Genomic DNA, 12,085 nt, shown 5'->3' with positions numbered 1-12,085 from the left:
CCCCGAGCGAAGCCATGATGACGTCATGGCGGCAGGGAACGCAGAGAACGCTGGGAACGCAGAGAACACTGAGTACACCGAGGACGGCCACTTCATCGTCATCAAGGGCCGACGCTGGCGGGCCACCGACCCCCACGTGCCCGACGACGTGAAGGAGCGCCTCGTCCACCACCTGATGGCAGCCCGCAGGGCCGTGGCCGCCGCGGGCGACGACGAAGAGGCACGGAAGGCCGCACGGGCCCGCGTGCAGTTGGCGAAGACAGGTCTTGGGGAACGCGGCACCGCGTGGTGGGAACAGGAACTCACCGAGCGACGCGGGCGGTGGAACGACTGTCTGCGTCAGCTGGACGATGAGGAGCGGCCTACTTCGGGGAGCCGGTCCGCCGAGCGGTAGCGTCCCCTGATGCGGCGTCCTGTCGCTCCCGCGTCGTGCCGCTCCTACGGCGGCCGCACCCACGTCCGGTGGCTGCTCCGCGAGGGTGCTGGAGGGCGATGGAGGGCGATTGGGCGTGCCGCGGTTGTGCCCGTCCCGAGGACGGCGGATTCTGTAGGCAATGAACGGGGCTGGTGTGGCGCCATGACTGCAGGGAACCCGGAGCGGAGTGCCGACTTTCGTGGCCCCCTCGACATCACCAGGGCGGCTACGGCCATCATTGACGCCCAGGACACGGTCATCGGGTGGAGTACCGCCGCGACGCGGCTCCTCGGTCACCCGCAGCAGGAGATCCTCGGCCGGCCCCTGTCCACGTTCCTGTCGCCGTCCGGCCCAGCGCCCGCCCTTCCCCCGCTCTCCCCCGGGCTCCGGGGCGACGAGATCCGGGTGGCCCGGCACCGGGACGGGCGCGAGCTCATCGTCGCCGTAGCGGTGTGTCCGCTGGCGGGCGCCGATGCTCCGCTGCGCGTCCTCGTCGCGACGGAGCTGACGGAGCTCCGCGGGTGGGAAGCCCGGCAGGCCCTGTTGCACGGGCTTGCCACCCAGTCACCTGTCGGCCTCGCCATCTACGACACCGATCTGCTCCTGACCTGGTGCAATTCGGCGTACGAACAGGACATGGGGCGCCCTCTCGCCGAGTTCCGCGGCTCCCGGGCCGATGAGCTGTACTCGGAGGGGAGGTTCGTGACCAGGGGGCATCCGCCCACGCTCGACGCGGTCATGCGCCACGTCCTCGACACCGGCGAACCCTTTCTGGACCTGCACTTCCAGGGACGGCCGCCCAGCGATCCGGACACGGACCACCTCTGGTCCTGTGCCTACTACCGGCTCCAGGACGCCGACGGCCACGTCTTCGGAGTGTGCGAGGACGCCTTCGACATCACCGACCGCTACCGGGCGCAGCGGCGCCTCGCCCTGCTCGTCGAGGCGGGCCGCGGCATCGGGACCGCCCTCGATGTCCTTGCCACTGCCGAGAAGATCACCGAGGTGGCCGTGCCGGAGTTCGCCGTCGCGGTCACGGTCGACCTCGCGCGGGCGGTCCTGGAGGGCGAGGTGCCTGCCACCAGCGGCTCGGCGGCTACGTCCCTGGTGCGGGTCGCCCACAGCCCGGCCGCGCGGACCCGTGAGGAAAGGGGGCAGGAGCACCCGCCCGTGCGGTACCCGTCCGGGTCACCGCAGGGCCGCTGCCTCTCCTCGGGCGGGCTCGTGCTCCAGGACACCACTCTGGTCGTGCCGCTGCGGGCCGGGAACAGTGTCCTTGGACTCGTCACGTTCCTGCGCGGCCCATCGGCCACCTTCGACAGCGGCGAAGTGGCACTGGCCGACGAGTTGGCCGCCCGGACCGCCGTGTCCATCGACAACGCGCGCCGCTTCACCCGTGAACGCAGCGCCTCCCTGGCACTCCAGCGCCAGTTGCTGCCCCGAAAGGTGCCGCAGCAGTCAGCGGTCGACGTGGCCCACCGCTACCTGCCCACGGACGACGTCACCGGGGTGGGCGGTGACTGGTTCGACGTCATCCCGCTGTCCGGGACCCGGGTCGGCCTCGTGGTCGGCGACGTGGTCGGCCACGGTCTGCAGGCCGCCGCCACGATGGGCCGGCTGCGCACGAGCGTACGCGCGTTCGCCCAGATGGACCTGGACCCCGTCGAACTCCTTTCGCGGCTCGACGATCTGGTGGCGCAGACGGGGGAGGAACAGTGGAACGAAGAGGGGGCGCCCGACGGCGCGTACGCCGATGTGACCACCGGAGCGACCTGCCTCTACGCCGTCTACGACCCGGTGTCCCGGCGCTGTGTCATGGCCAGGGCCGGGCACCTGCCTCCGGCGGTCGTCGACCCGGACGGGCACGTGACCTTCCCCGACCTGCCGGCAGGACCGCCCCTTGGCCTCGGCGGCCTGCCGTTCGAGTCCATGGAGATCGAGTTGCCGGTGGGCAGCCTGCTCGCCCTCTTCACGGACGGTCTGGTCGAGGCGCGCGACCGCGACATCGACCACGGACTCGCCACCATGGGGCGCGTGCTCAGCGACCGGCACGCGTCCCTCGAAGAGCTGTGCGACCGGGCCGTGGCGGAGCTCCTGCCGGGCGGTTCGACCGCCGACGACACGGCGCTGCTGCTCGTCCGCACGCGTGAACTCGACACGTCGCAGGTCGCCGAGTGGGAGCTGCCCGCGGAGCCGGTCGCCGTCCGCCGCGCCCGGGACCTGGCCACCCGGCAGCTGTGCCGCTGGGGCCTCGAAGAGCTGACGTTCACGACCGAGCTCGTCGTGAGCGAGCTGGTGACCAACGCGGTCAGGTACGCGGAAGGGCCGGTCCAGGTGCGCCTCATCCGCGACCGCACCCTCCTGTGCGAGGTCGCCGACGCGGGCCACACCTCACCGCACCTGCGGCACAGCGGCGAGGAGGACGAAGGCGGCCGAGGCCTCTTCATCGTCGCGCAGCTCGTCCAGAGATGGGGTACGCGCTATATGCGCTCCGGCAAGACCATCTGGACCGAACAGGCCTTCCCCACGGCGGTACGGGACGGCCGGTGACAGCCGACGACGGCCGGGCTCACGCGTCGGCGAACGCCTCCATCAGGCTGTGGGGCGCCGCGGCGCCGAACATGAGCCCATAGAGCTCGGCGCCGTCCGGCCGCCGGGCGGGCCCCGGTGGCATCCCCGAAAACGTGCCAGGCCGCGCCGACAGCCCGCCGACGGCGACCCGACAACCTCCGACAGACGCCCGCCATCTGGCGCCCCCCACCCGAGTGTGCTGAGGTGCCCACAGCCCTGGATTTCCCGCCCGTGCTCCCGGAGAGTGACCTTGCGCAGCTTGACCTTCGTCATCGGTACGGGCCGCAGCGGCTCCACCGCGCTGTCCCGCATCCTCAACACGCACCCCGACGTACTCAGCCTCAACGAGTACCTGGCCTCGGTCGGCGAAGTGGCCTTTCCCGATTGGCAGTTGTCGGGTGCGGAGTTCTGGGACGCCCTCTTCCGGCCCACGTCGTACTTCGCGGGCATGCTCCGCAGCGGACTGCCGATGCCCGAGTTCCTCTACACGCGCCGCCCGGGCCGGTACACGGCGGAGACCACCGGCATCCCCGCGCTGTCCCTGATGGTGCTGCCCCACCTCACCGACGACCCCGACGGCCTGCTCGACGAGATCCACGCCGCGGTCGTCGACTGGCCCGTCCGGACCGCCGTACAGCATCACGAAGCCCTCTTCGAACTGCTCGGCACGCGGTTCGGACGCACCGCCGTCGTGGAGCGCTCCGGATACTCGACGGGGTGGGCCCCGGGGCTGCGGACCGCCTTCCCGTACGCGAAGTTCGTGCACCTCTTCCGGGACGGTCCGGACTGCGCCCTGTCGATGAGCCGCCACCCCGGCTACCGGGTGATCACCTTGATGCGCGAGATCAGGGAACGGGCGGGAGTGGAAAGCTTCGAGGAGCTGACGGCCGACCATATGCGTGCCCTGCCACCGGAGTTGGCGCCTCTGCTCGGCGAGCGCTTCGACCCCGCCCTCGTACGGGACCGGGAGCTCCCCCTGCGGCGCTTCGGCATCCTGTGGTCCGAACTCGTAGCCCAGGGCGTGCGGTTCCTCGACGGGCTGCCGGCCGCCCAGCGCATGACGCTCGCCTACGAGGACCTCATCGACGCGCCCCGCGAGGAGCTCACCCGCCTCGCCGCGTTCGTCGGGGTCGAGCCGTCCCCGCGGTGGCTGGACGGGGCGTGCGCCCTGCTCGACGGGGGCCGCCGCGGCTCCGCGGGCAAGCAGCTGTCCGCCGCCGAACTCGACGACCTGCGGGAGAGCTGCGCCGCTGGCACCCGCGCGCTGGCGGCGACACCGCGCACGGGCCGCTCGGCGCCATGAGAAAACGGGTCCCGCGGCGCCGCGGGACCCGTTCCGGTACGGCCGGTCAGGCGGGACCTGCTCGGTACATCCCTCCCTTGCCGCGGCTCGCGCCGGATTCTCCCTGCCGGGCTGCCGCGCTGGCGGCCAGGGCGAGCAGAAGAGCGACACAGCCGGTGATGACGTTGCTGACCACGGTCCTCGTGGTGCTGACGTCACCCGCCACGACCCACGGGGCCACGATCGTCCAGACGCCCAGCGCGCAGGCGGCCCACGCCATGCTGTGCGTGCGGTCGTAGGCACGGCCGAAGCCGCCGCTCATCAGGAGGGCGTAGGCGATGCCGACGATCACGTTGGTGACCGTGAGGCGGGTCAGGCCGTTGAAGCCCGCTATCCAGGGCGAGGCGGCCAGGTAGAGCCCCGTCAGGAAGGCCAGCGTGTCGATGGCCTGCACTTTCGGAGAGCTCGCCGCGCGTTCGGCGCTTTCGTGACGAGCGCGTATGTCGGCGATGTCCGGGTGCGTTTCCATGGAGGACGGGGACATGGGAGACGTTGCCACTGCGTCCACCTCCAGTTTGCAGACAGATGACTGCTGGAGTTCCGGGCCGAGCCGGGGCGGTCCGTCCCGCTCGGCCGGAGGGGGCTCGCGTCGTCCGTTCGAAGCGACGGGCCTTGAGAGGGCGCTGCTCTTCGGAGCCCGCTGCGGCGTCGGCTCCTACCTACCCCGAGAATACTCGCCCTCACCCGTCTTGTCGTACGGCGGAGGGTGCCGTTCCGGCCAGCCTTCCTGAGCGCTTTCCTGCGTAGCGGCCGGGGGGAATGCCCACGACGCGTTTGAAGTGCCGGCTCAGGTGGGCCTGGTCGTAGAAGCCGACCTCGGTCGCCACCTCGCTGGGCGGGTGGCCGTCGAGGAGCAGCCGCCGGGCGCGCTCGACCCTGCGGGCCATCAGGTACTGGTGCGGGGCGATGCCGAAGGCGGCACTGAACGCCCGGACCAGGTGGGTGGGGTGCGCGTGCACCTGCTGCGCGGCCTCGTCCAGCGTCACGCCGCTCAGCAGCCGCTCGTCGAGCAGCTCCCGCAGGCTGTGCGCCACGCCGCGGCCCTGCTCCGGGCGGGCCGCGGCGAGCCGGGGCCGGAGGTGGCCGCGGAGCCGCTCGCCGACCAGGGCGAGGCGGCTCTCGGCCTCCAGCTCGTCACCGCGCCGTGCCAGGGCCGCGTGCAGCTGCCCGATGCGCAGGCGCAGCAGCGGGTCGGTGATGTCCGGGTCGTCCACGGCCGCGCCGATGAGGCTCTTGTCGAGGAGCGGCACGTCCAGGTACAGCACCCGCTTGCGGAAGCCGTGCGCGGTGGCCGGGGAGCCATTGTGGGGCACCTGGGGCGGCAGCAGCGACACGGTGTCCTGCGGGGTGCCGCGTTCGCGGCGGCCCAGGTCGTAGCGGACGGCGCCGTCGTCGACGATGAGCAGCGTCCACACGTCGTGGACGTGCATCGGGTACGCGTGCTCGGTGAAGTGCGCGTGGAAGACCTCCACGACGCCCGGGACCTGCGGGCGCCACGCGGAGACCTCCTGCGGGGACGACATGCCAAGAACGTACAAGACCGGACGGCCCGGCCGTCGGCAGCCTGGTCACATGACGACCGACACGACGCAGACCGACACGGCGCAGAGCGCCCCCGTACGTTTCGACACCAAGATCGCAGTGATCCTGCGCGACGACCTGGAGACCTGGCAGCGGCTGAACGTGACCGCGTTCCTGGTCAGCGGCCTCGGCTCGCAGGCCCCCGAGGTGATCGGCGAGCCGTACGCCGACGCCGACGGCACCCCGTACCTGCCGATGTTCCGGCAGCCTGTGATGGTCTTCGAGGGGTCGAAGGAGGCGGTGACGGCTGCGCACAGCCGCGCGCTGAGCCGTGCGCTGCCCCGGTCGCTCTTCACCTCCGACCTCTTCGCCACCGGACACGACGGCGACAACCGGGCGGCGGTACGGGCCGTGCCGGGCGATCAGCTGGATCTGGTCGGCCTCGCCGTGTACGGGCCGCGCAACGCGGTCGACAAGGTGATGAAGGGCGCCCGCATGCACCCCTGAACAGCGCGGCTCCAGCCAGTCGCCGTTGAGGTGGAAGGTCAGGGTGTGCTTGCCGTCCGACGTGGTCGCCGTGCTGGTCAGGGAGGACCAGACGATGCCGTCGTGGCCGTACACCCGCACTCCGCACGACAGCGTGCGGACGATCAGACCGGCCCCGTAGGCGAAGGTGGTCCCCGTCTCGACCGTGTCGAGGAGCTCCTTCTGCTGGGCGGGCGGCAGCAGTCGGCCCTTCAGGAGGGCGCTGTAGTAGCGGTTGAGGTCGCCCGTGGTGCTGACGACCTCGCCGGTCGCGCCGGACCACGCCGGGTTGTACTCCGTGGCGTCGTGGATCTCGGGGCCGGGGTTCTCCGCGTACAGCTTGGAGTAGCCGACCGCGTAGGGCGCGGGCAGCTTCGGGTCGGTGCCGGGGAAGGTGGTCTCGCGCAGTTTCAGGCGCTTGATGATGCGCCGCTCGGCCTCATGGGCGTAGGTGTTGCCCGTGACCTTCTCGATGATCATGCCCGCGAGCACGAAGTCGGTGTTGGAGTAGTTCCACCTCGTGCCGGGCTCGAAGTCGGGCTTGCACGTCAGCGCCAGGTCGACGATCTGCTGCGGCGTCCAGGCGTCGTAGCGGTGGAGCAGGAAGCCCGGCCCGTTCATGTGCTTCCGCCACTCCGTCGTGGACACCATGTCGTGCACACCGCTGGTGTGGTTCAGGAGTTGACGTACCGTCACCTTCTTGCCGTCGTAGCCGTTCCCCCGCAGCACGCCCGGCGGACCGGACCCACTTGCCCTGTGGGCCGTTCACCTCGGCGGCCACGCCCGGTATGCCGGAGCGCTCCAGCGCGTCGAGGGCTCGCTGGGTGGCGTCGTGCTTGCCGGGCGCCTCGGCCGCGGTACCGGTAGCCGACTGAAGCCGACCGAACTCGGCAAGATACAACGCCCCTTGGTCTACGCCAATCAAGCCTGTCCCAGTATTCTCATGCGCAGCCAGTAGCACACCATCCCCCCACCCAGGTTGCGCTCCGGCGCGGGCGACACCCCTTCCCTCTGCCCCAGCAGCCGGGTGACCTCCCCCAATTCGCCGCCTCCAGGAGGATCACGGTGAACGTTCGCACCAGAAGCTCGGCGATCATCGGCTCCATCTGCCTCGTCGCCTCCCTCGCCCTGACCACGGCCTCCGCCGACGAGCCCGCCGCCCCGCGCAAGGCACCGAAGGTCACGCTCAGCCAGGTGGCCATGGCCAAGAACCCGATCGCCGGAACCACGGGGCCCGGCGGCACACTCTGGATAGCCGAACGGGCCGGAACCGTACGGATGTTGGGCAAGCAAGGGCTCAGCGAGCCCGTGCTCGACATTTCCGGTGAGACCACCACCGACGGTGAACGCGGCCTCCTTGGCATCGCGTTCGACAAGAAGTACGCGCACTTCTACATCTCGTTCACGAACCTCGAAGGCACCAGCACCATCGACGAGTTCGCCGTACGGGACGGCAAGATCCGGCCCAAGACCCGGCGCACCGTCCTCACCCAGACGCAGCCCTACTCCAACCACAACGGCGGCGACATCAGGTTCGGCCCCGACGGCTACCTCTACATCGCGCTCGGCGACGGCGGCTCGGGCGGCGACCCGCACGGCAACGGCCAGAATCTCGACACCCTGCTCGGCAAGCTGCTGCGCATCGACCCGAGGGGCGGCAAACCCGGCGGCAAGCCGTACGCGATCCCGTCGGACAACCCGTTCGTGGGCGACCCGAAGGCGAAGGGCGAGATCTGGGCGTACGGGCTGCGCAATCCGTGGCGGTTCTCCTTCGACGCGGGCACGGGCGACCTGCTGATCGGCGACGTCGGCCAGAGCTCCTGGGAGGAGATCGACTGGGCACCGGCGAAGAGCCGGGGCGGCGAGAACTACGGCTGGTCCCAAATGGAGGGCACTCATCCGTTCCGTGAGGGCACCGAGCCCGCGAACCACGTCCCGCCGGTGCACGAGTACGACCGGACCGGCCTCGGCTGCTCGGTGACCGGCGGCTACGTCTACCGGGGCAAGGCGATCCCGGCCCTCAGGGGTCAGTACCTGTTCAGCGACTACTGCGACGGCACCGTCCGCGCACTGCGGATGAAGGACGGCAAGGTCACCGGCGTGAGCGATCTCGGGGTGAACGGCGGTGAGGTCATCTCGTTCGTGCAGGGGCGCGGCGGTGAACTGTACGTGCTCGACATCGGCGGCGCCGTCTCCCGTATCGACCCGGCGTGACGACCGGTCTGCTGCTCCCGTGCTCGCGCAGCCGTGACCAGCCGCAGCCGCCCTCAGCCATGCCCAGTTCTCGATCCAGTCCGGATCTGCTGGCGTCCAGGAGACTGGCCTACCTGGCGGCCTCCGGGGCGGCGGACCGCGTGTCTCTGGTCTCCACGCGGAAGGGGTAGGTCCCGGCTGCGGTGAACGCGTCGTGGATCGGCCTGATGAGCGAGGTGAGGCGACGGACGCCGGCGTCGCCGATCGGCGTCCACAGCGCCGCGCAGTGCTCGTCGGTCTCGACCTCGATCTGCTCGCGCGCGGCGATGCCGGCATCGGTAGCGGTGCCGTCTGCGTCGAGCCAGCCGCGTGCGACGAGGCGTGTCGTTGCCGCGGCCACCTCCTCGTCGTCCCACAGCCGGGTGGCACGCGCGATGGCTTCCGGGAAGTGACCAGTCACGGTTTGCAGCACGTTGCAGTCACACGGCCCGAGGCCGCCCGCTGCGAGCACGGTGAAATGCGCGTCACCGCGCCACTCGCGCAGCACCGTGACCTGCTGCCACAGTGCGACGAGCGGATCGGCCGGGAGGGGGACCGAGGCATTGGCGGCGGCCATCGTCTTCCCGGCGTGGTCGGCGCTCGCGACGACCGGGTCGATCAGCGATCGTGCCTCGGCGATCTGATCGGCGGTGAGGCTCACGCCGACGCGCTGCAACGCACGGCCGACGGCTGTGAAGCGAGCGGCCTGCCACTCCTGTGGCGGCGCTGTGTCCCAGACGCCTGCCATGGCCTGCACCGACCGCGGGCTGAAGTTGTAGAAGGCCGCGAGCGTGACCTGCCATGGGACTGCGCCCATCGGGGCTGACCGGAACGCGAACTACGCCGGTCCGTACTCGGTCACGCCCAGCTTGGCGGCCTCTTCCGGCGCCTCGGGGATGAAGTAGACGAACAGGTGGGCCGCGTTGATGGTGAGGCTGACCTCGCGGACGGCGTTCAGATTCTTGTCGGCGCGAGCGAAGGTGCTGGCGTAATGCATCGTGGTGGTCTCCCGGCAAGTGGAATGATCAAGGTCGTTCTTGGTGCGTCCGGTAAGTCAGGACGGCTCTGGCGCGGTGATCCGTGCGGAGATCGCGCCGAGTTCCCGCACTTCGATCCGGACCGTGTCTCCCGGTGCCAGGTAAGGGCGGCGGCCGGCCAGCTCCTGGATGCAGCCGGTGCCCACAGGGCCGCTGGCGATGATGTCACCGGCTCGCAGCGAGGTGCCGCGCGACGCGTGCGCCAGCATCTCGCCGAACGACCAGTGGATCTCGTCCCAGCTGCCGCCGCCGTAATGCTCATCGTTGACGTACCCGTCCATCCGCAACGCATAGCCCCGCCTCGAGCGGTAGGGCTCCAGCTCGTCGGGGGTGACGAGGAACGGGCCGAGGCTGGTCGAGGCGTCCTTGCTCTTGGACGGGCCGTACACGAACCCCATCTCGCTCGCGGAGATGTCGCGTGCGCTCCAGTCGCAGTAGACCAGGTAGCCGGCGATGTGATTCTCCGCCGTGGCGGCGTCGAGGTTTGAGCAGTCCCCGGCGATCACCGCAGCGACCTCGACCTCGTAGTCCCACAACTGAGCGCCCGGGGCGATGGCGACCTCGTCGTGCGGTCCCTTGATCGCCGCCGGGTTGGAGAAATAGAAGAGCGGATACTCGTACCAGACCGGGCTGACCGTGCCGTCGCCGACGGCTGCCTTACCCGCGTTACTGATGTGACGTTCGAACGCGGCGAAGTCCCGGACCGCCGGGGGCACCGGTATCGGTGCCAGCAGGTCGGCGGTGGCCGGCTCGACGATCTCGGTCGGTTTCCTGGTCGCGGCGGCCTCCAGCCCGCCTTCGGCGCGCAGCAGCTCCAACAGGCCCGTGCCCACGGCGTGGATCTTGTTGTCGCGCATCACGCCGCAGCGCGTGGAGCCGTCGGCGGAGCGGTAGCTGACCCACTTCATCGGGCAAGCACCTCCCGGGTGCGGTCGTAGAGGCGTCGTGCGTCGGCGAGGGAGGATGCCTGAGGGTCCGGGATCTCCTTGACGGCGGTCTCGAAACGCCCGGCGCCGCGGAAGTCGAGCACGGCCGGATCGGCGGCGCGGCCGAGCAGGCCTGCCGGGCCGTGGCTGAGCGGGGAACGGCTGAGCGGGGAACGGCTGAGGCAGGTCGGCGCGGAGTCGGACGCCGGGCCGTCGGCGGTCTCCGTACGCCTGGGGCGCTGGAACCGGGCGCCGGGCTCGGCCTTGGCCCTGTCGGTCCCGACGGCCACGACCCGGTCCCTGCGCCCGATGCCGTCCGTGCCCCCGCTGATCTCGATCGTCATCACGCGGCCACCGTCCGCGCGAACTTGACGATCTCCTCGACGAACAGCTCAGGCTGCTCCAGGGCGGCGAAGTGGCCGCCCGCGGGGATGTCGTCGTTGAAGTAGCGCAGGTCGCGATAGGCGCGCTCGGCCCAGATGCGCGGGGTACGCGTCAGTTCGTCCGGGAAGACGCTGACCCCGACGGGAAGGTCCAGCTCGGTGGGAGCGAGCGGCTGCCGGGCGTACTCCCAGTACAGGCGGGCGGAGGAAGCAGCGGTGCCGGTGAACCAGTACAGGGAGATGTGGTCGAGGATCTCGTCGGGGGTGAGGGCGCCGGGCCGGGCCCAGTCGAGGAACTTCTCGTAGATCCAGGCGGCCTGCCCGGCCGGGGAGTCGGTCAGGGCGTAGCCGATGGTCTGCGGCCGGGTGCGCTGCACGACGTGGTATCCGGAATGGACGGCGAGGAAGCGGCTGCCCTGTTCGAGGGCGGCCTTCTCCTCAGGGGCCGGGTCGTCGCCGACCGGTGGTGCGGCGAGGAACTCGGGGAAGTTGACGTGGATCGCACGCAGGCCCGTCAGGCGCTGCGCCCCCATGCGGGTCGCGACGACACCGCCCCAGTCGCCTCCCTGGGCCAGGTAGGAGTCATAGCCGAGGCGTCGCATGAGCACGCCGTACGCGCGGGCGATCCGGTCCGGGCCCCAGCCTGTCGAGGCGGGTTGGTCGGAGAAGCCGTAGCCGGGCATCGAGGGGACGACGAGGTGGAAGCCGTGCTCGGTGAGCGGGCCGACGGTCTTGAGGAACTCCAGGAACGAGCCCGGCCATCCGTGCAGCAGCAACAGGGGGGTGGCGTCGGGGCGGGGTGAGCGTACGTGCATGAAGTGGAGGCCGAGACCGTCGATGGTCGTGCGGAACTGGCCCAGCTCGTTGAGCCGCCGCTCCAGATCGCGCCAGTCGTACCCGGTGGCCCAGTACTCCAGCAGCTCCTCCAGGTGCTCCCTCCGCACCCCCTGGCTGCTGTCCGGCGCTGTCTCCCGGCCGGCGAGGCGTACCCGGTGGAGCCGGTCCTTCAGATCCTTCAGGGCACTGTCCGCGATGTCGATACGAAACGGTGTCACGCTGTCCGATGTCATGGTCACCACGGTGCGGCCGCGACGAGCGCGCAGTCCAATGATTGTTCCGGTACAGGTAATACA

At 70.6% G+C, this 12,085-nt stretch carries 10 protein-coding genes and 2 pseudogenes; 5 read left to right on the top strand and 7 right to left on the bottom strand.

Features of this window, described 5'->3' with window-relative positions; translation table 11 throughout:
• Nucleotides 1–25: 25 nt before the first annotated feature.
• The 3 genes from ABZ953_RS05540 to ABZ953_RS05530 all read left to right on the top strand — a co-directional run bounded on the left by ABZ953_RS05540 (nucleotide 26) and on the right by ABZ953_RS05530 (nucleotide 4,289).
• Complete coding sequence (locus tag ABZ953_RS05540; protein ID WP_361717159.1) at nucleotides 26–394, top strand: hypothetical protein; 369 nt, start codon at nucleotides 26–28, stop codon at nucleotides 392–394.
• Between the two features lie 183 nt (nucleotides 395–577).
• Entirely contained in the window at nucleotides 578–2,965 is a 2,388-nt protein-coding gene (locus tag ABZ953_RS05535; RefSeq protein ID WP_361717156.1) for a SpoIIE family protein phosphatase, read from the top strand.
• A 265-nt stretch (nucleotides 2,966–3,230) separates the two neighbouring features.
• Nucleotides 3,231–4,289: a sulfotransferase gene (locus ABZ953_RS05530; RefSeq protein ID WP_361717153.1), complete on the top strand. Its 1,059-nt coding sequence runs from the start codon at nucleotides 3,231–3,233 to the stop codon at nucleotides 4,287–4,289.
• Nucleotides 4,290–4,335: 46 nt separating this feature from the next.
• On the opposite strand, the gene ABZ953_RS05525 is transcribed toward ABZ953_RS05530, so the two are convergent.
• Entirely contained in the window at nucleotides 4,336–4,797 is a 462-nt protein-coding gene (locus ABZ953_RS05525) for an SPW repeat protein (protein WP_361718229.1), read from the bottom strand.
• Between the two features lie 211 nt (nucleotides 4,798–5,008).
• On the bottom strand, nucleotides 5,009–5,851 hold the full coding sequence (locus ABZ953_RS05520) for an AraC family transcriptional regulator (protein WP_361717150.1): 843 nt from the start codon (nucleotides 5,849–5,851) through the stop codon (nucleotides 5,009–5,011).
• 49 nt (nucleotides 5,852–5,900) lie between these two features.
• Here ABZ953_RS05520 and ABZ953_RS05515 point away from each other — a divergent pair, with 49 nt between their 5' ends.
• A complete protein-coding gene (locus ABZ953_RS05515) occupies nucleotides 5,901–6,356 on the top strand; it encodes a DUF2000 domain-containing protein (RefSeq protein ID WP_361717147.1) in 456 nt (151 codons plus the stop codon).
• Nucleotides 6,357–6,491: 135 nt separating this feature from the next.
• Here the strand turns inward: ABZ953_RS05515 and ABZ953_RS05510 are convergent.
• Nucleotides 6,492–7,034: pseudogene (locus tag ABZ953_RS05510) on the bottom strand (serine hydrolase domain-containing protein); the annotation flags it as partial.
• A gap of 405 nt (nucleotides 7,035–7,439) precedes the next feature.
• Here ABZ953_RS05510 and ABZ953_RS05505 point away from each other — a divergent pair.
• A complete protein-coding gene (locus ABZ953_RS05505) occupies nucleotides 7,440–8,588 on the top strand; it encodes a PQQ-dependent sugar dehydrogenase (protein ID WP_361717144.1) in 1,149 nt (382 codons plus the stop codon).
• A 109-nt stretch (nucleotides 8,589–8,697) separates the two neighbouring features.
• Here ABZ953_RS05505 and ABZ953_RS05500 read toward each other — a convergent pair.
• The 4 genes and pseudogenes from ABZ953_RS05500 to ABZ953_RS05485 all read right to left on the bottom strand — a co-directional run bounded on the left by ABZ953_RS05500 (nucleotide 8,698) and on the right by ABZ953_RS05485 (nucleotide 12,022).
• A pseudogene (locus tag ABZ953_RS05500) lies at nucleotides 8,698–9,603 on the bottom strand (hypothetical protein).
• Between the two features lie 57 nt (nucleotides 9,604–9,660).
• Nucleotides 9,661–10,551, bottom strand: coding sequence for a fumarylacetoacetate hydrolase family protein (locus ABZ953_RS05495; protein ID WP_361717141.1), 891 nt, complete (start codon nucleotides 10,549–10,551; stop codon nucleotides 9,661–9,663).
• Nucleotides 10,548–10,913 (bottom strand): hypothetical protein, encoded by a 366-nt coding sequence (locus ABZ953_RS05490; protein ID WP_361717138.1) that lies wholly within the window; start codon nucleotides 10,911–10,913, stop codon nucleotides 10,548–10,550. Before ABZ953_RS05490 ends, ABZ953_RS05495 begins: the two co-directional genes overlap by 4 nt.
• Complete coding sequence (locus ABZ953_RS05485) at nucleotides 10,913–12,022, bottom strand: epoxide hydrolase family protein (RefSeq protein ID WP_361717135.1); 1,110 nt, start codon at nucleotides 12,020–12,022, stop codon at nucleotides 10,913–10,915. The genes ABZ953_RS05490 and ABZ953_RS05485 overlap by 1 nt, the downstream gene beginning before the upstream one ends.
• Nucleotides 12,023–12,085: the final 63 nt, after the last annotated feature.

This window comes from Streptomyces sp. NPDC046465 (assembly GCF_040646035.1).
Lineage (GTDB): Bacteria > Actinomycetota > Actinomycetes > Streptomycetales > Streptomycetaceae > Streptomyces.
The sequence above is the reverse complement of the archived record's forward strand: the minus strand, read 5'-3'. Positions and strand labels throughout refer to the sequence as shown.